This is a genomic window from Streptomyces sp. NBC_01426 (genome assembly GCF_036231985.1).
In the GTDB taxonomy this organism is placed as follows: Bacteria; Actinomycetota; Actinomycetes; order Streptomycetales; family Streptomycetaceae; genus Streptomyces.
Genome location: NZ_CP109500.1, coordinates 4,433,330 through 4,452,218, shown reverse-complemented (window position 1 = coordinate 4,452,218; position 18,889 = coordinate 4,433,330). Strand labels below are relative to the sequence as shown.

Here is an 18,889-nt window from a genome sequence, read left to right as displayed (position 1 = left end):
TGCCGCGGCCCCCGCGCGTACGGGGCGTCAGCCCGTCGTGACGAACTCGGCGAGGGCCCGCGTCAGGTACCCAGGGTCGTGGGCGCCGACCAGCTCGCGCGCGGAGTGCATGGACAGGCCGGGGATGCCCACGTCCACGGTGGTCACGCCGAGTTGGGCCGCGGTGAGCGGGCCGATCGAGGTGCCGCAGGCCATCGCGTTGTTGGAGACGAACCGCTGCCACGGCACGTCGGCCCGCTCGCAGGCCGCCGCGAACGCCGCGAAGCCGGTGCCGTCGGTGGCGTACCGCTGGTTGACGTTGACCTTCACCACGGGGCCGCCGTTGGGCAGCGGGTGGTTGTCCGGGTCGTGGCGCTCGCTGTAGTTCGGGTGCACGGCGTGGGCCATGTCGGAGGACACGCAGAACGACCCGGCGATGGCCCGCGACCAGTCCTCGCCGCCGCCTCCGCGACCGCTGACGGAGCGGTTCAGGATCCGCTCCAGCAGCGGGCTGCGGGCGCCGGTCTCGGAGCCGCTGCCGCACTCCTCGTGGTCGAAAGCGGCGAGCACCGGGATCCGCAGGCCCTCCGCCGGGACGGTGTTCCGCGCGTACGCGTCGGCGGCGGTCGTGAGCGCGGTGACGCCCGCGTGGACGGACACCAGATTGTCCAGGCGCGAGGACACCAGGAACTCGCGTTCCTCGCCCAGGTGTCCGGGCGGCTGGATGTCGTGCAGCATCAGGTCCCAGCCGAGGATCTGGTCGGGGTCCCGGTCGGCCGCGCGGGCGACCCGGCGCAGCAGCGCGCCCGGCTCCGAGGCGCCCAGGGCCCAGATGGGCTGCGTCTGGCGCTGCCGGTCGAGGGCGAGCCCGTCGTTGACCGAGCGGTCCAGGTGGATGGCCAACTGCGGTACCCGGAAAAGGGGTTCGTCGATCTTGACGAGGGCGGAGCCGCCGTCGCGCAGGCTGATCCGGCCCGAGATGCCGAGGTCCCGGTCGAGCCAGGTGTTGAGCGGGACGCCCCCGTAGACCTCCACGGCGATCTGCCGCCAGCCGGCGGACGAGGTGTCGGGCGTGGGCTTGACCCGCAGGTTGGGCGAGTCCGTGTGCGCGCCGATGATCCGGAAGGGCGTGTGCGCGGGAGCCCCCTCGGGGACGTACCAGGCGATGAGGGCGCCGGCGCGGGTGATGAACCTGCCTCCGGTGCCGCCGGTCCATTCCTCGGTTTCGCTCAGCTCCGTGAAGCCGGCCTTCTCCAGGCGGCGGGCGGACTCGGCCACCGCGTGGTAGGGCGAGGAGCTGTCCTTCAGGAAGGCGAGCAGGTCCTCGGCGTGGCTGGGGTCGTTGACCAGAGTCATTCGGATTCCGCCTCTCGGGGCGTCGGTTGAGTGCTGAGCAGGGCCGCGATCCGACGGTCGGGGTGGGCGCTCAGGTCTGCGAGCAGCGTTGCGTAGGAAGAAAGGAGGCCCTCGGCCGTTCGCCCGTCCCACAGGTCGGCCGAGTACTCCAGGAAGGTGCGGTAGCCGAGGGACGGGTCCCGGCGGGGCGAGAGCCCGAAGACGAGCTCGGCCCGGGACACCGGCGGTGCGAGGTCCTCCACCTCCACGTGGAGGCCGGGGATCTCGATGTCGGTGTCGGGGTAGTTCTGGAACGCGAGGACGTACGGCACCCGGTCGGGCACCTCGCCGGCCCCGGCGTCCCGCATCGCCTGCATGATGCGCGCGGTGGGCAGCACGTTGGCCATGACGGCCATGGCCTCCGTGCCGGTCCGGCTCACCAGGTCGGCGAAGCTCTCGTCCGGGTCGACGCGGACACGGACCATGACGGCGGTCGTCGTCATCGCCACGAGCGATTCGAACTCGACCCGCTCGCGGTTCGCGTACGGGACGCTCAGCAGGATGTCCCGCACGCCGGAGAGCCGGGCGAGGTGGACGCCGAGCGCCGCCGCCGACACCGCGAACGGGGTGACCCTGCGGGCCGTCGCGAGCTGCTCGACGGCCGTGCGGACGGCGGCGGGCAGCACACCGCGGATCGTGCCGCCGTCGCCGCTCGGCGTCTCGGGCCGGGGCCGGTCCGTGGGGATGTCGGAACGGGTCGGCACGCCTTCGAGGTACGCGGCGCAGTGCGCGGCCCGTCGGGCCTCGGTCGCGGGGTCCTTCGTCGCCCTCTGGTGGCGGGCGTGGTCCGTCGGCTGGGAAGCGGGCGCCGCGAGCGTGTGCGCCCTGCCCTCGGCCGCGGCCGTGTACAGCTCGGCGAGCTCGGAGACGAGCAGCGAGTGCGCCCAGCCGTCGGCGGCGATGTGGTGCAGGACGAACATCAGCAACCACTCGTCCTCGGCGACCCGCAGCAGCTTCGGCGGGGCCAGTGTCGAGCGGGTGATGTCGATGGGGGTGTCCGCGAGCCGGCGGCACACCCGGTCGGCCCGGGCGGTCCGCTTCGCGGGGGCCAGCCGGGTCAGGTCCTCGATCGGGAGGCGGACGGGCCGGGCGGCCGACACCTCCTGCCACCATTCCCGGCCGGTGTCGGGGCCCTGGTCGGTGCGGGTGCCCTGGCCGGGGTCCTGGGCCGTGTCGGGGTCCTGGGTGAAGCGCAGGCGCAGGGCCTGGTGGCGGGCGACCAGTTCGGTGAGTGCGGCGCGCAGCGCGTCGGGTTTCAGGGCGCCCCGGAAGCGGATCCTGGTGGGCATGTTCCAGACCTGCGGCTGCGGTACGGAGAGGTGGCCCGCGATCATCCGCTCCTGCTGGTCGCTGACCGGCGCCCGCTCGACGACCTCGCCCGCGCGCGGGGCGGGAGCGGGAACCGGGGCGGACGCCGGGGCCGGCGCCGGGTCCTGGGCGGCGGCCGGGTCCTGGTCGCCGGTCGGGTCTTGGTCGCCGGTCAGTCGGCGGGCCATCGCGCCCAGGTTGGCGTCCGCGAAGAAGTCCGCCATGGCGAAGTCGACGTCCAGCGTCTCGCGTACCCGGTTGATCAGGCGGATCGCCGAGATCGAGTTGCCGCCGAGGTCGAAGAAGTCGCCGTCGTCGGGCACCTCCTCGACCTTCAGGACCGCCTGCCAGATCGTCCGCAGCTCCTCCGGGACCGGCCCGGCGGCCGCAGGGACGGCGGGGACGTGGTCCGCGCCGACGGCGGGGACGGCCGCGGTGTCCCGGACCCGTTCGGCGACGCCGCCCGCCATCGCCGCGAGGATCCGGTCGAGGTCGTCCAGGTGGGCGCGCGCCGTCGCCGCGTCGAAGAGATCGGCGTCGTAGCGCAGGCGCAAGCGCAGGCCGGAGCCGCTGCGGATGGCCATCAGGGCCATCTCCAGGGGCGCCGACTCCGTACCGCCGGGCACCTCCCGGGCGCGCAGTCCGGGCAGGTCGATGCGGGTCAGGGGGGCGGTGTCGAGGTCGGCCGACACGGTGATCAGCGGTCGCGGGTTGCCCCGGTCGGGGTGGACGGCCGTCAACAGCGCGTCGAGGTCGACGTGTTGGTGGGCGTCCGCGTCGAACAGCGCGTCGCGGGTGGCGCGGACGGCGTCCGTGAGGGACGTCGTGTCCGTGAGGGACACCCGCAGGGGCAGCACGGAGACGTGGAAGCCGACCGTGTCGGCGGTCTCGGGCGTGCGCCGGCCGAAGGTGGAGCCGACGACGAACTCGTCCTGACCGGACCGCTCGCGCAGCACGAGCTGCCAGCCGGTCAGGAGGGTGGCGAAGAGCGTGACGCCCCGCTGCCCGCTCCATTCCCGGAGCGCGGAGGTGCGGGCGGGGTCGAGGCGGATCTCGACGGCCGCGCCGCTCCCGGCCACCCGGCGGCCCCGGGGCCGGTCGGTGGGCAGGGCGGGCGCGGGCGGCAGCGGGGTGAGCCGGTCCTGCCACCAGCGCAGGTCGGCCGGGTCCCGTTCGGGCTCGGGTGCGCCGACCGTGGTCCCGGCGGGCGCCGTGAAGCGGGCCGCGCGGCCTTCGACGGCGGCCGTGTACAACTCCTCCAGGTCGGCGGCGAGCAGGGTGGCGGAGTGCCCGTCGGTGACGATGTGGTGCATGCCCAGGACGAGGACGTGCTCGTCGTCGGCGAGGGCCAGCAGGCGCGGGGTGAACAGCGGCCCCTCGGCCAGGTCGTACGGCCTCCTGCTCTCCCGCGTCAGCACGGCGGCGACGGCGGCGTCCGCGTCGGCGTGGTCCCGCAGGTCGCTCGCTCGCAGCGCGATGTCCGCGTCGGCCCGGACGACCTGCCGGACCGTCTCGTCCCCGGTGCCCGCGCGGAACACGGTCCGCAGCGCGGCGTGCCGCTCCACGAGACCGGTGACGGCCTTGCCGAGGGCCGCCGTGTCCAGGGCGCCGCTCAGTCGCACCGCCTGGATCTCGTTGTAGGCGGCCGGGTCCCCGATGAGCTGGGACGCGAGCCAGATCCGCCGCTGGGCGTCGCTCGCGGGCGCGGACACGTCGACAGGCCCCGTAATGGCCTCGGCCCCGGCTTCCGCGGCAGCCTCGCCGGGGTCGTGGAACCGGGCCCGCAGCGCGTCGAGCCGTTCCAGTCCGGACCGCATCAGGTCGGCCGGCATGCCGAAGTCGACGAGCGAGGCGATCTCGTCGACGCCCGCCCGACGCAGCGCTTCGACGACCGGGGCGCAGGTCTCGGGCGTGCCGATCAGGGCGCGTTCGTCGCAGTACCGGTCGTACGCCCGACGGAAGAGGTAGTCGAGGTCCTCCTCGCTCGCACCGGCCACGTCCTGAGGGCTGCTCGCCAGTGCCCCCGCCGCCGAGCGCATCTGGAGCGAGGACCGCAGGTAGCGGCTCATCGGCTCCAGTGCCTGCGCCCGCGCCGTCGCGTGGTCCTCGCCGAGGTACGTGTGCAGGAGTACGGTCACGCGCCCCGCGTCGGGGTCGAGGCCGTGCCGCTCGCGCACCTTGCGGTAGTGGCGGACGTTCTCGGTCAGCTCGGCGATCGTCTGGTTCATCAGGTTGGTGACGATGCCCAGGTCGCGCTCCGCCGCCTCCTCGTACGAGTCCCGGCGCCCGGAGGTGGCCAGGAACATCGGGGGCTCGGCCTGCACCGGGCGGGGGTGGACGCGGATCCCGACCTCCGCGCCGCTCCCCGTGGTCCGGCGCAGGGTTCCGCCGCGCCACAGGGTCCGTACGTCGTCCAGGTGGGCGAACCCGATCTCCTTGCGGCGCGCGAAGCGGTCCGGGTGGAGGGCGAAGTCCTGGGCGTGCCAGCCGGTGGCGCAGCCGATGCCGACCCGCCCGCCGGACAGGTTGTCGACGACCGACCATTCCTCGGCGACACGGACCGGGTCGTGGAGCGGCAGGACCACGGAGCCGGCGTTCAGCCGGATGCGGTCGGTCTCCCGGGCCAGCGCGGACGCGAGGACGGACGGGTTGGGGAAGAGGCCGCCGAAGGAGTGGAAGTGCCGTTCGGGAACCCACAGCGAGCTGAAGCCGCGCTCGTCGGCGAAGCGCGCCGTCTCGATGATCCGCTCGTACGCGTCGGCGGGCCGCGGCGCGTGCCGGCCGTCGTCGCCGGGGCCTTCGAGGGCGTCGGGGTGGTCGCCGAAGAAGTACATCCCGAAGTCGGGGGCGGGCCGGGGACGGGCGGGCCGCGCGGCCGGCCGCGACCGGCCGCCCGGGCGGGTGGTGGGGAAGAAGCCGCCGGCGCGCAGGGCGCGCAGCGAGTCCTTCACCGCGTCGGAGACCCGTTCGACGTCGCCGTCGGTGTGGGCGGTGGACAGGTAGAAGCTGCGCCACTCCCAGACGTAGACGCCGCGCGTCAGGAGGTGTTGGTAGAGCAGTTCCATGTCGGCCCGGTGGGTGAACCGGAACATGGAGCCGAAGTGGGCCAGTTCCAGGGGGAATTCCTCGTCCCGGAAGAAGGCGTTCAGATCGGCGGCGAGGGCGTCGGTCCTGGTGTTGAGCCGCTCCTGGAGGGCGGGGCCCTCGGCGGTGAGGTGGGTGAGGACCGCCTTGGCCGCCGCCATGGACAGCGGGTGCTGCATGTACGTGCCGCCGAAGAAGGTGGTCTCGACCTCGGGCCGGCTGTCGTCGCCGTACCGCCAGAAGCCGCCGTCCACCCCGTCCAGGATGTCCGCGCGGCCGGCGATCGCGCCGATCGGGAAGCCGCTGCCCAGCGCCTTGCCGTAGGTGGCGAGGTCGGGGACGACGCCGAAGTGGTGCTGTGCGCCCCGGGGATGGGGGCGCAGACCGGTGAGCATCTCGTCGAAGAGCAGCACGATGCCGCGCCGTCGGGTGAGGTCGCGCAGGGTGCGCAGGAACTCGACCGGGCGCAGTGCGGGGTTGCGGCACTGGACCGGTTCGACGATGACGGCGGCGATGGTGTCGCCGAGGGCGTCGATGGTCTCCAGGGCGTCCTGGCTGCCGTATTCGAGGACGAGGAGTTCGGCGACGGCGCTGTCGGGGATGCCGCGGGTGACGGGCACGGCGCGCCCGGACTCCGGGCCGGGGCGGCCCAGTACCGAGTCGATGTGGCCGTGGTAGGAGCCGCGGAACATGACGACGCGGTCGCGGCCGGTGGCGGCGCGGGCCAGGCGCAGGGCGGCCGAGTTGGCCTCCGTTCCGGAGTTCGCGAACGCCACCCGTTCCAGGCCGGTGATGTCGGCGAGGAGTTGCGCGACCTCGCCGGCCTCGACCGGGCGGGGGCCGAAGCGCAGGCCGTGGTCGAGGTGCCCGCGCACGGCCGCCGTGACGAACTCCGGTTCGTGCCCGAAGAGCAGGGCTCCGAAGCCCATCGTGATGTCGGTGTACTGGTTGCCGTCCACGTCCGTGAGCCGTGCGCCGCGCGCCGAACGGGCCACCAGCGGGTACAGGGTCTCCTTGGTGGAGCGGCGGAAACCGACGACGGCCCGGCTGTCGGCCAGTACGGCCCGCCGGCTCTGGGCCAGTTCCTTCGAGGTGCGGGTGCGCTCGACCAGGCGGCGGCCGAGTTCGGCGGCGTGGGCGCGCTGGGCGGCGTCGGCGCCGTCGCCGGCCATCCCGGCACCCTCGGGCAGCACGACGCGCGGGCCGTGCGAGGGCGGGGGCGTCGGCTCCGCGGGCGGGGGTGTCGGTACTGCGGGCGGGGGTGTGAGGCGGGCCCGGGCGGCGGCGAGCTGCGCCGTGAGCTGCCGGGAGAGCGCGGCGGCGCGGTCCGCCGCGGTGGCGCTCATCGGACGCGCTCGGCGCCGAGCAGGGCCACGGCCTCGGAGAGCTGCACCAGCATGGCGGCCTGGGTCTCGGCCAGCAGCTCGATCTGGCGGCGCAGCTCGGCGATCTCCGCGCGGTGCGCGTCCTCGGCGGCGGGCGCCGGTACGGGTGTCGGGGCGGGCGCCGGTGCGGGGACGGATATGGGCGCGGGTGCGAGCACGGTCAGCGGGGCGGGCCCTGCGGGGTCGGCGAACACCGAGGCGCCGGAGACGCTGGGGACGCCCGGGCCGCTGGAGGCAGCCGAGGCGCCGGAGGCCGGCGTGGCGCTGGAGGCGCCCGGGGAACGCGAGGCGATGAGGCGGGCCGTCAGCTCCGGTGTACCCGCGTCCTCCAGCACGTCGCGGATCGCGAGCCGCACCCCGAACTCGGCCTCCAACTGCTTCAGCATCCCGATCAGTTGCAGCGAGTCGGCGCCGAGACCGATGAACGTCTGCCCGGCGCGCACCTCGGCGAGGTCGTAACCGAGGTGGCGCGCGGTGAGTTCGCGTACGCGCGTGAGTACGTCCCGTTCGGTCATGCCGTCCTCCATGGAGCCTTGGTTCGTGGGTGCGCGGTCCGCCTGGGGAACGGAATACGGTGGGGGTCCCGTCCAGTACGACCGGTGCTGGAACGGGTACACGGGCAGTGGGACGCGCCGACCGGCACAGCCGTCGAGGAGCGCCGCCCAGTCGATGGTGACGCCGGCGCAGTGCAGCCGGGCCACCGCTGTCCACGGGCCGTCCGCATCGCCGCCCTCGCGGACGGCACGGACGGCACGCCCGGCGGGCTGGGTCGGGACGCAGAGGGCGTCGGGTATCGCCCGGCGGGCCAGGCCGGCCAGGGGTGCGCCGTGTCCGAGTTCGACGAGGACTCCGACGGGGGCGAGCGTGCCCAGCACGGCGTGGAAGTCGGCCGTGTGCCGGGCCTGGCGGACCAGGTGATCGGCGTCGGGCAGCCACCCCGCGGGCCGGGTGCGACCGTCGAGCCCGCTGACGAAGTCAACCTGTACGGGGCGCAGTTCGACCTGCCCGGCGGCGGCGCGGAACGCGTCCAGGACCGGGTCGAGGAGCGCGGTGTGGAAGGCGCGGTCGACGGGCAGCGGTTCGCTCGTCTCCCCGCGTTCGGCGAGCCAGGAGCGGGCGGCCTCCACCGCGGCCGGCCGGCCGGCGACGACGTGCTGCGCGGGCCCGTTGGACACGGCCAGTTCGAGGGGGCCGTGCGTCGACCGTCCGAGGGCGTCGAGGAGTTCCCGTACCCGTTCCAGGGGGCTGAACACGGCCAGCATGGCGCCGGGCTCGGTGTCCTGCATGAGCCGGCCGCGCCGGCACAGCAGCCGCATGCCGTCCTCGACCGTGAGGGCGCCGGCGACGCACAGGGCCGCGTACTCCCCCACGCTGTGCCCGGCGACGACGGACGGGGTCACGCCCAGGTGCCGCCAGAGCCCGGCCTGGGCGACCTGGAGGGCGAAGATCGCCGGTTGGGCGAAGTCGGTGTCCCACCGGCCCGGCCCCCGGCCGGCGACCACGCGTTCGAGGAAGTGGTCCTCTCCGGTCTCCTCCCGGTGGATCCGGGCGCACTCCCGGAGCACCTCGGCCGCCTGCGAGGAGTGCGCGGCGAGCGCGCCGGCCATCCCGGGCCGGCCGCTGCCCTGGCCGCTGAAGACGAACCCGGGCACGACCGGAGCCGGCCCCTCGACCGTCCCGGTGTGGTGGGCGATGCCCCCGTCGGCACGGGCGGAAGCCCCGTTGGCACGGGCGGGGGCCGCGTCCCGTACCGAGCGGGACTCCGCGCCGTCGTGCCGGGTCGGGTCCGTGAGGTACGCGTCCAGGGCCTCGGCCAGGCGCCCGGCGGGCGCGGTGACGACGAGCCGGTGGCGCAGGTGGCGACGGCCGAGGGCCAGGGTGGTCAGCACGTCGGCGGGGGCGAGGTCCGGGCGCCGGCGCAGGGTGTCGCGCAGCGCCCGGGCGCTGTCGTCCAGGGCTCGGGGGCTCTGCGCCGACAGGGGCAGCAGGGCGGGGGCCGGGCCGCCCGGGGGGCGCGCGGGGGCGGCCGGGGCCTCTTCGAGGATCACGTGCGCGTTGGTGCCTCCCATGCCGATGGAGTGCACGCCCGCCCGGCGCGGGCCGTCCGCCGGCCAGGGCGCGGCCCGCCGGGGCAGCGTGAACGGGCTGTCCTCGACGCGCAGCAGGGGGTTGGGGCGGGTGAGGTTCACCAGCGGGGGGATCGTGGCGTGCCGCAGGACGAGGAGGGCCTTGATCAGTCCGGCGAGGCCGGCGGCGCTGTCCAGGTGTCCGATGGCGGGCTTGGTGGAGCCGAGCGCGCAGAATCCGGTGCGGTCGGTGTGTCGCCGGTAGGCCTCGGTGAGCGCGGCGAACTCGATCGGGTCGCCCTTGTAGGTGCCGGTGCCGTGCGCCTCCAGGTAGCCGATCGTGTCGGCCCCGACGCCGGCGTTGGCCAGTGCGCCGAGCACGGCGTCCCGCTGGCCCGCGACGCCGGGGGCCGCGAAGCCGGCCTTGTCCGCGCCGTCGTTGGTCACGGCGGAGCCCAGGATCACCCCGTGCACGGTGTCCCCGTCGGCGAGCGCCCTCGCCAGGGGCTTGAGCAGGACGGCGGCCACCCCGTTGCCGCCGACCGTGCCGTCGGCCGCCGCGTCGAAGGCCCGTACGGCGCCGGTCCGGGAGATCGTCGATCCCCGTACGTGCCGGTGCCCGGTGACCTGCGGCAGGTGCAGTGCGGCGGAGCCCACCACCATCAGGTCCGCGTCGCCGGCGAGCAGCGCCTGGCAGGCCAGGTGGACGGAGACCAGGCCGCTGGAGCAGGCGGTGGCGACGTTGACGGCGGGCCCGGTGAGGCCGAGCCGGAAGGCGGCGCGGTTGGCGGTGAAATCGGGGTAGTTGCCGACCTGGATCTGCTTGATCTCGGCCCAGTCCCGCGAGCCGTCCCGGCCGGCCGAACCAGCCGATGCGGCCGAACCACCCGATCCGACCGGACCGCCCGATCCGACCGGACCACCGGAGTCGGCCCGGCCGCCCGGTTCGCCGATCTGGGACGCGAGGTAGCTGTGCAGGGAGTACAGGCGGTAGCCGATGCTCGCGTACACGCCGACCCGCTCGGCGGTGCCCGCGTGACCGCCGTCCTCCAGCGCGTGGTGGCAGCACTCCAGGAACAGCCGCTGCTGGGGGTCGGTCAGGGTGGCCTCGCGGCCGCTCATCCCGAAGAAGGCGGCGTCGAAGCCGTCGATGTCGGGCAGCAGCGCGCTCGCGCCGGTGAAGTCCGGGGCCCGGTGGACCTCGTCCGGTAACCCGGCGGCCGCGAACTCGGCCTGGGTGAAGGGGCGTACGTGCGATGCGCCGGAGCGGATGTCGTCCCAGTACCGCGCGGGTGTGTCAGCCCCCGGAAACCTCAGCGCCATCCCGATGACTGCCACGCGCCGGTCCTGCATCGCCGCTCCCTCCCTCGTCGCTGTCCGCCGTCGCCTTCCGCGACGCGTTGCGCTGCCAGAGCACCTGGGCCACGAAGACCAGGGCCACGAGGATGGCGGCGCCGTGCGCGACGGCGACGACCGACAGCGGGGTGAAGGCGTCCAACGCGGTCGCGACCACGATCATCCCGACGCCGAAGCCGAGGTTCTCGACGGTGGCGGAGAGCCCGAAGGCATGGGTGCGCAGGCCGCTCGGGAGGGTCTGCAGGTGCGAGGTGTACGAGACTTCGGTGAGCCCGTCGGCCGCCCCGGCGAGCAGGGCGATCACGATGGTCGCCGTCCACGGGAACCCGGCGAACGCCAGGATGAACGTCGCCGACATCACGATGGTGCCGAGTCCGAACCCCAGGGATCCGACGGCGCGTTCGGTGCGCTTCGCGTACCGGCGCAGCACCTGTTGGGCGAGGACGTTGCCGATGGCCCACACGCACCAGAAGACGCTGACGAAGACGGCCGGGGAGTCGGCGTCGAGTCGGGTGGAGTACACGGGCAGGGCGGCGTTGTGCGAGGACGATCCCAGTGCGTCGACGCCGCGCAGGGCCACCATCAGCAGCAGGGCCGGGGCGGCTCCCAGCGCGGCGAGCGCGGCGGAGGACCGGATCTTCCTCTCGGCCCCCTTGGCGCCCCCGTCGCCCTCCGCGCCGCCCTTCTCGCCGGTGTCACCCGTGTCGTCGGCCGCGTCCCGGGCCATCGGCAGCAGGGCGACGGTGAGGGCGCAGACCAGGAAGGTGCCCATGTCCGCGAGGAAGGCGGCGGTGTAGCCCAGCAGGGAGACCACGACGCCCGAGGAGGCGAAGCCCGCCACCATGGCCATCGAACGCCAGCTGACCATCAGGGAGTTGGCCCATGTGGTGCGGCCCTCGCCGACCATGTGCGGGATCGAGCTGCGGAACGCGACCATGAACAGGGTGCCCGCGGCGCCGACCACGGCGGAGACGGTGAACAGCGAGGCCGTGTGGTGGGCGTCCGGCACCACCACGAGGAGCAGCATCGCCGCCGCCTGGACCAGGTTCGCCCAGAGCATGGCGCCCTTGGCGGAGCAGCGGGCGAGCAGCGGTCCGGCGACCAGGCCGGTCAGGAACCCGGCGGCGAACCGCACGGTCATGAACGCGCCGACGGCCAAAGCCCGGTTGGTCACCGCGTACACGTACAGGTTCAGCGCGACCAGGTTGAGGAAGGTGCCGTACGAGGAGATCGCGTAACCGGCCACCAGGATCCGGTACCGACGCTCCTTGAGAGCCGTGCCGGAGGTCACGGATGGGCCTGTGGCGCTAAGGCGTCGTCCCGAACCGAACCAGACATGGATGACTTCCCCCTCGAACGCCCGCGCAACGTGCCTGGCGAACATAAACCGACGGCCCTGCGCTCATAGGGATATCGGGTTGCACGAATGTAATGTGCACAGTTGTGAAGCAAGATCATTTCGGCACAGTCGGATGCGATTGCGACGAATCGCCCCCAAACCCCCAGCCCTGCAAGGCGGCCCTGACCGCCTACCGCACGGCGCTGCGCGAGGGCCGCGCCCCCCGCACGGGGCTGCCGTCCTGCCTGTGGAGGCTCCACCTCGTCATGGAGGACCGCGAGGACCCCGGGTACGCCGTACCCGTCACACCCGCCGCCGCGACCTTCGCCACGCTGGGCCCGCTGGAGGACCTCCTGACGGAACAGCGCCGGTCCCTGCGCGCCGCGAAGGCCCGACTGTCCGTCTTCGAGGCGGTGTACGCGCAGGAACAGGACGCGGCCCGCCCCGCCCCCGTCCGACTCGTCGGCCAGGACGTCATCAGCGCCACCCTGGAGGCGGCCGTCGGCTGCTGCCGGGAGGAACTGCGCACCGTGCAACCCGGCGGCGGACGCCCCGAAGGGGCCCTCACCGAGGCCCTGGAACGGGATCTGCGCGCACTGGAACGGGGCGTGCGCCAACGGACCCTCTACCAACACACCGTCCAGACCCACCGACCCACCATGTGGTACATCGAGCAGGTCACGGCCGCCGGCGCCGAGGTCCGCAGCCAGGCGGAGATCATCGAGCGCGTCATCATCTGCGACCAGGACGTGGCGTTCATCCAACTCTCCGACGAACCGGCCGAGGGCGCACTGCACATCGGCGACCCGTCGCTGGTGCGTTTCCTGACCCGGTACTTCGACCAGACCTGGGAACGCTCCACGCCGATCCTCCCCACCGGTTCGCCCTCGCGCGGCCCGATCGTCACCTCCGACCTGCAACGCACCATCCTGCGCGCGGTGATCGGCGGCGAGACCGACAGCTCCATCGCCCGCCGCCTGGGCATGAGCCGCCGCAGCGTCGCCGAACACATACGCAAAGCCTCCCTGGAACTGGGCAGCGGCAGCCGCGCCCAACTCGGCTACCTCCTGGCCGCGTCGGGCCTCCTGGACGACGAGACCTGAGGGCGGGCACCGAGAGTGGGGGCTGCGGCGAACCGGACCCGCCGACCCCTGCGGGGAAGCGGACCGAGGTGCCCCGCGCCCTCGCGACGATCCGACCGCCGTTCCACCCACGAGGCGCTTCGCACACGCCGGCCAAGCGGGTGGCGGCGCACGACGCGAAGAGGACCGTGAGGTGATCACACGGCACGGAAGCTCCGCGGCTTATGGGGGCGCGTCCGCGGAGCACGATCCGCTAGGCTGTCTGCGGTCGGACGGCTACTCGGCTCGTGCGGGAGAGATGTTCACCGGACATCTCACCCACCGCGCGGAGCACCGGCTGACCAGGACGTTTGACCCGCCGCGATGGCGAAACCCCCCTGGGGTTTCCGACACCGTGTGCGGCAGACCCCGCCCGCCTTCGTAGCTCAGGGGATAGAGCACGGCTCTCCTAAAGCCGGTGTCGCAGGTTCGAATCCTGCCGAGGGCACATGGACGCGAGACCCCCGCCGATCATGGCCGGGGGTCTTCGTCGTTCCCGGGGGCAAGTCCGGGCGCGGGATGCGTGAGCGAGGTCGCGGCGGGCACGGAAAAGGCCCTCCCGGACGGGCCGGGAGGGCCGTGCGATCAACCGACGGGGGTCAGCTCAGGCCTCTGCTGCGTTCGCCGATCCGGTCGCCCTGCGGAGTGCCGGCCCGCTTGAGGGCCGCCTTCGTGTGGGCTCCGCCCTTGACCTTGCTGCGGACCGGACCTTCGAAGCCGTGACCCTGCGTGCGCGGCAGCTGTACCTGCTCCGACGCCTTCGCGATCACTGCCTGGACGTCGTGCTTCTGCTCTTTGCTCATCCCGCCGTCAACTCCCTCGGGAAGCACCCAATCGGACTACTGGGATCGTATGCAGATATATCGCCCCACGCACCCGGACCGAACGTAAAAACTCTCGATCATGGCCGGGCCGGACCGGCCGGTGCCTGCGGTCCCAGGACCTCGTCGACCAGTTCCTCCGGGCAGGGCGTTCCCCGCGGGATCTGGTACTTCGCCGCGACCCGGTACTCCCCCGGCGCGGGCGCCAGCAGCTCGGTCCACACGTCGCCGACCGCGTCCGGGGCCGCCTTGAACAGGCATCCCGCGGTATTGGCGAACCGCTTCGGCCCGGGTTGCCGCGCCGAGGAGCGCGCCTTGGAGTCGTCCGTCTCCTGCGGGGGCGCCACCGCCTTGCCCTGGGCGTCCACCAGCCCCAGCCACGGCGAGTGCGGGACGCGCACGCTGATCCGGCCGGCCTGCTTGACGTCGATGACCAGCTGGTCGGCGCCCGCGCGCACCACCGTCGCGGGGCCGGCCACCAGGTCGGTGGGGGCCTGCACCTTGAAGAGCTGCCAGTTCGCGTCGCCCCAGATCTGCTGGAGGTACGGCAGCCCTCCGCGCACCAGCGTCGCCTCGTCCTTGCCGCCCTCGTCGGGTTTGTCGACGGGCAGCACCACGTAGTGCACGGCCCAGCGGCCCAGCCAGGCCCGGTAGCTCTCGGCGGTGAGCGTGTCGTCGTAGAAGAGCGGGTTGCGCTCCAGGTCCGCCTGCCGGTTCCAGCCGCGCGCCAGGTTGACGTACGCGGGGAAGGCGGAGGACTCGCGGTGGCTGCTCGCGGGTACCACCTCGACCCGTCCGCGGTCGGCGCCGGCATTCTGGAGCCGGTCGACGAGGGGCGCCAGCTCCCGGTTCCAGGAGGCCAGCGGCGTGGTGCGGATGATGTCGGTGACGCTGTTGGTGGTGATCCAGACGTTCAGCCCGACGAAGGCGAGGACGAGCGCGTACCAGCGGCGCGTGCGCGGGACCTCGTACGGCAGGGCCGCGAGCAGCACCGCCCCGCCGAACAGCATGACGAGCCGGGTGACGTTCGACCCCACCTGGGAGTCGATCAGCCAGGTCAGGGCCACCCCGAGCGCGTACACGGCGGCTGCGATCCGGACCGTCTTCCACCGCTTCGGCACGAGGAAGACGATGACCAGCCCGAACACGAACGGCAGCCAGGCCGAGCCCAGCTTCATCGGCTGCGTTCCCGAGAAGGGGAACAGCCAGGCCGACAGTCCGACCACGGCCACCGGGGGCAGCCCGAGGGTGTACGCGCCCGGTCGCCGCCGGCTCAGGAACAGCGCGGCCGCGATCACCCCGAGGAACAGCCCGGCGACCGGGCTGGCGGCGGTGGCGAGTGCGGCGAGCGGGGCCGCGACCGCGGCCTTGGCCCAGCGCCGCTCGGCCCAGGAGCGCGGCCGGCAGAAGACCGCGGCGACCGCGCCGAGCGCGAGCATCGCGCCGAGCCCGAAGGTCACCCGGCCGGACAGCGCGTTGCACAGCAGCCCGTACACCCCGGCGAGGGCCGGCCACAGCGGCTGCCGGACGGCGCCCCGGCAGCGCGTCAGGATCAGGGCGAGGAGCCCGGCCGACACCGTCCCGGCGATCATCATCGTGGTCCGGACGCCGAGCATGTGCATGAGGTACGGGGACACCACGCTGTACGAGACCGGGTGCATCCCGCCGTACCAGGCGAGGTTGTACGCCGTGTCGGGGTGCCGGCCCACGAACTCGGCCCAGGCGTCCTGCGCGGCGAGGTCCCCGCCGCTGTTGGCGAAGGTGAAGAGCCAGACGACGTGCAGGACGGCCGCCACGGCGGTGGCGACGACCACGGGGTGCCCCTGCGCCCAACGGAGCGCGAGACGGCCCATGCCCGGCGGGCCGCCCGAGCCGGAACGAGAACCGGAACGGGGACCGGAACCGGGACCGGAACCGTCCGCGGGGGAGGTTTCGCCGTCGGTCGTGCCGGAGCCCGCGGTCCGCCCGCGCTGCTCCTGCTCCTGCCCGTACTGCTCAGCGGTGGTCACTACCGACGCTCTCTCCCCGGCACCTGCGCGAGTACCGCACTCGCATCCAAGACGTGCTCAGGCGCCCCGGGGTTGCCCGGAGCGCCTGAACGAACCCGTCCCCGGCGGATCGATCCCGCCCGGGGCGGCTCAGCCGACGCGGGTCAGCTTGCTGCCCAGACTCGGGCTGACGAGATCCTGCTTCAGTGCCACGGGCACCTTCACCTGGCTGGCGCCCTCGCCGATGGTCAGGACGCCGATCTCCGTGCCCGCCTTGGCGGTCTGCGGCAGCGGGCCGCCGCCCTCACCCAGTTTGACGTTGACCTTGAGCGACGGCCAGCCGACCGCCTCCACGTCCGCGGTGGCCACGACCGGGGTCCTGCCCCCGAGCCCGTCGTCCACGTACCCGACGACCTGGCCCTTCTTCACGACGTTCGCGCCGGTCAGCGTCTTCTGCGTGGCCAGCATGACGTCCTTGCTGGCCGCGATGGCGGTGCCGAGGATGGGCACGCCGTGCTGACCGAGGACCGCGCCGACGATCAGCTGGTTCGTCTTGCCGACCTGCTTCTGGGCGGCGAAGAGCAGGTTGCCTCCCGCCTTGGTGGTGGAGCCGGTCTTGATCCCGAGGGAGTCGTTGTACGGGATCAGGTCGTTGTAGTTGCGCCACGTCTTGCCGGACGGGTCGGTCCACTTCGGCAGCTTGGTGATCGCGATCAGCTCGGGCATCTCGACGACCTTGAGACCCAGCTTGACCTGGTCCTCGGCGGTGCTGACCGTCGTCGCGTCCAGACCCGAGGGGTCCGTGTACGTCGTGTTGGTCATGCCGAGTTCCTTGGCGGTGTCGTTCATCTTCTTGACGAACGCCGCCTGGTCACCGCCGGAGTCCCAGCGCGCGAGCAGCCGCGCGATGTTGTTGGCGGAGGGGATCATGATCGCGGCGAGGGCGTCGTACTCCGAGATCTGGTCGCCCTCCTTGAGGGTGTTGACGGTGGACTCCCCCTCGGAGTCCTTCTTGCCGTCGTCCACGGCCGTCTTGTCGACCGGGATCATCTGACCCTTCTCACCCTTCTTCATCGGGTGGTCCTTGAGGATCACGTACGCCGTCATCGTCTTGGCGACGCTGCCGATGGCGATCGGCTTCTGCTCGCCGAAGGTGCCCACCGTGCCGAGGCCGGCGGCGGCCATGTAGCCCTGGCCCTCCTTCGGCCACGGCAGGACCGGGGCGGATCCGTCGAAGGTGAACGAACCCTGCGCCGTCATCTTGAGCTGCGGCTCGGGCAGCGGACGCACCAGCTGCACCACGGCGAGGATGATCACCAGCAGCGCGACGAGCGGGGCGTAGATCTTGAACCGCCGCGCGAACGTGCGCAGGGGGCTCGGCGGCGGGGGCGGGTTGTTCGTGAGGTCCGCCAGCATGTCGAGCGGCGGCTTGGGCGGCAGCGGCTGCTGCGTGGTCCGCTCGCTGTCCTGCCGGAGACCGGCGGGCGCGGTCGCCTGCTTCGGCGCGGGCGCCGGTGCGGTGGGGGCCTGCTTCGGCGCGGTGGGCGCCGCGGGCCGGGCGTTGTCGCCGCGCAACGGCACGAAGGTACTGGCGCGCTCGTCCCCGGCGGTGTGCGGCGGCGCGGGCCGGTCGCCCTGCGGGGGCTTGGGCGCGGACGGCGCGGCGGGACCGGCGGGAGCCGCACCGGGCTTCACGGCCCGGAACACGGCCGTACGCTCACTGTCCTCGGACGGCTTCGCCGGCGCGCCGGAACCCGAACCGGAACCGGAACCCGGCTTCGACGCCTCGGCCGCACCGGGCTTCACCGCCCGGAACACTGCCGTGCGCTCACTGTCCTCGGACGGCTTCTTCGGCGCGGGCCGGTCGCCCTGCGGGGGCTTGGGCGCGGACGGCGCGGCGGGACCGGCGGGAGCCGCACCGGGCTTCACCGCCCGGAACACGGCCGTACGTTCGCTGTCCTCCGACGGCTTCGACGGCGCACCGGAAGCGGAACCCGAACGCGGGTCAACGGCCGCACCCCGCCCGCTGGCCGAACCGGAACCGGAATCCGAACCGGAACCTGGCTTCGATTCCGCCGCAGGCTTCGACGCGGGCCTCGACTCAGGCCTCGGCTCGGGCTTCGATTCCGACGTGGGCTCGGGCTTCGGCTGCGCCTTCGGCGCCTCGCGGGCATCGTTCCTGAACGCCCGGAACACGGCGGTGCGCTCGCTGTCGGCGGGCCCCTCGACCTCGGTCGACTTCTCGGAGGATGCGTCCGGAGCGGGCTTCACGACCCCGAACGCGGTCGTCCGCTGGTCCGCGGCGGCGGGCTTGCCCGCAGCCACCGAACCCCGCGCGGCCCCGTCCGAACCAGAGGCAGAACCGGAACCGGAACGAGAACCGGAAGCGGAACCAGAAGCGGACTCGGAAGCAGAGCCGGAGCCGGAGCCTGAGCCGGAATCAGAGCCGGCGCCGGAGCCGGACTTGGCGCCCGAGCCGGAACCCGTCGCCGCATCGGCGGAGCCGGTCGTGGCGGACGAGTCCACCCGACCGGAGGACGCCTTCGACTCCGGAGTCGCCTCGACCACCTCGGCACCGGTCTCGGCACCCGCCTCAGCCTCGCCCTCGGCGCCCTCACCAGCGGCGTCGGCACCTGCACCGGCACCGGCACGCGCGCCCCCGTCCCCGCCGTCGCCCTGGCCGGCGGAGGCGTCATCGGCCTCGGCCGTCCGCTCCGCGTCCGCCGACGCCGACGCGACCCAGGCCGCGACGGCCACCTTCAGAGGGTCCCGGTCGCCGGACTCCGGCTCGCGCGGTCGCAGGACCGAGAGCCTCGGGTCCCGTTCCGCGGAGGACGCGGCGGTGTCCGCCGCCCCCGACGCACCTTCATCTACCGACTTGTCGGGGGACTCGCCCGCCACCAGTTCCTCCTCGATCGACGTTCGGCCGCTGTCCGAACCGTCTAACAGTGTCCCGTCTCGGGGGCATCGCCCACCCGCTAGACGAGAACGACATAGCTGCAGGTTCCCCCATAAAGCGACCAGGCGCTCTCGACAGATGAATGTGA

At 73.4% G+C, this 18,889-nt stretch carries 8 protein-coding genes and 1 tRNA gene; 2 read left to right on the top strand and 7 right to left on the bottom strand.

Annotated elements, in window-relative coordinates; translation table 11 throughout:
- Positions 1-27: 27 nt before the first annotated feature.
- From OG906_RS19760 to OG906_RS19745, 4 genes are read right to left on the bottom strand one after another with little or no spacing between them, the layout of a single operon-like run.
- Positions 28-1,335, bottom strand: a complete 1,308-nt coding sequence (locus OG906_RS19760) for a M18 family aminopeptidase (protein ID WP_329444550.1) — start codon at positions 1,333-1,335, stop codon at positions 28-30.
- Positions 1,332-7,112: a MupA/Atu3671 family FMN-dependent luciferase-like monooxygenase gene (locus OG906_RS19755; RefSeq protein WP_329444547.1), complete on the bottom strand. Its 5,781-nt coding sequence runs from the start codon at positions 7,110-7,112 to the stop codon at positions 1,332-1,334. The genes OG906_RS19760 and OG906_RS19755 overlap by 4 nt, the downstream gene beginning before the upstream one ends.
- Positions 7,109-10,555 (bottom strand): type I polyketide synthase, encoded by a 3,447-nt coding sequence (locus OG906_RS19750; protein ID WP_329444545.1) that lies wholly within the window; start codon positions 10,553-10,555, stop codon positions 7,109-7,111. The genes OG906_RS19755 and OG906_RS19750 overlap by 4 nt, the downstream gene beginning before the upstream one ends.
- Positions 10,515-11,819, bottom strand: coding sequence for an MFS transporter (locus OG906_RS19745; RefSeq protein ID WP_443067463.1), 1,305 nt, complete (start codon positions 11,817-11,819; stop codon positions 10,515-10,517). The genes OG906_RS19750 and OG906_RS19745 overlap by 41 nt, the downstream gene beginning before the upstream one ends.
- A gap of 197 nt (positions 11,820-12,016) precedes the next feature.
- On the opposite strand from OG906_RS19745, the gene OG906_RS19740 reads away from it, so the two are divergent.
- Entirely contained in the window at positions 12,017-13,015 is a 999-nt protein-coding gene (locus OG906_RS19740) for a LuxR family transcriptional regulator (protein WP_329444541.1), read from the top strand.
- 393 nt (positions 13,016-13,408) lie between these two features.
- A tRNA-Arg gene (locus OG906_RS19735) sits at positions 13,409-13,481 on the top strand.
- A gap of 151 nt (positions 13,482-13,632) precedes the next feature.
- On the opposite strand, the gene OG906_RS19730 is transcribed toward OG906_RS19735, so the two are convergent.
- From OG906_RS19730 to OG906_RS19720, 3 genes are all read right to left on the bottom strand, one after another.
- Positions 13,633-13,836 carry a hypothetical protein gene (locus OG906_RS19730; RefSeq protein WP_234350270.1) on the bottom strand — a complete coding sequence of 68 codons (204 nt, stop codon included), beginning with the start codon at positions 13,834-13,836 and terminating at the stop codon, positions 13,633-13,635.
- A 98-nt stretch (positions 13,837-13,934) separates the two neighbouring features.
- Positions 13,935-15,863, bottom strand: coding sequence for an MFS transporter (locus OG906_RS19725; RefSeq protein ID WP_443067399.1), 1,929 nt, complete (start codon positions 15,861-15,863; stop codon positions 13,935-13,937).
- Between the two features lie 129 nt (positions 15,864-15,992).
- Positions 15,993-18,743 (bottom strand): hypothetical protein, encoded by a 2,751-nt coding sequence (locus OG906_RS19720; protein ID WP_329444538.1) that lies wholly within the window; start codon positions 18,741-18,743, stop codon positions 15,993-15,995.
- Positions 18,744-18,889: the final 146 nt, after the last annotated feature.

Bases quoted from the DNA above. Each gene is read 5' to 3' on its own strand.
- OG906_RS19730 (WP_234350270.1), bottom strand. From the start codon at position 13,836: ATGAGCAAAGAGCAGAAGCACGACGTCCAGGCAGTGATCGCGAAGGCG.
- OG906_RS19755 (WP_329444547.1), bottom strand. From the start codon at position 7,112: ATGAGCGCCACCGCGGCGGACCGCGCCGCCGCGCTCTCCCGGCAGCTC.
- OG906_RS19760 (WP_329444550.1), bottom strand. From the start codon at position 1,335: ATGACTCTGGTCAACGACCCCAGCCACGCCGAGGACCTGCTCGCCTTC.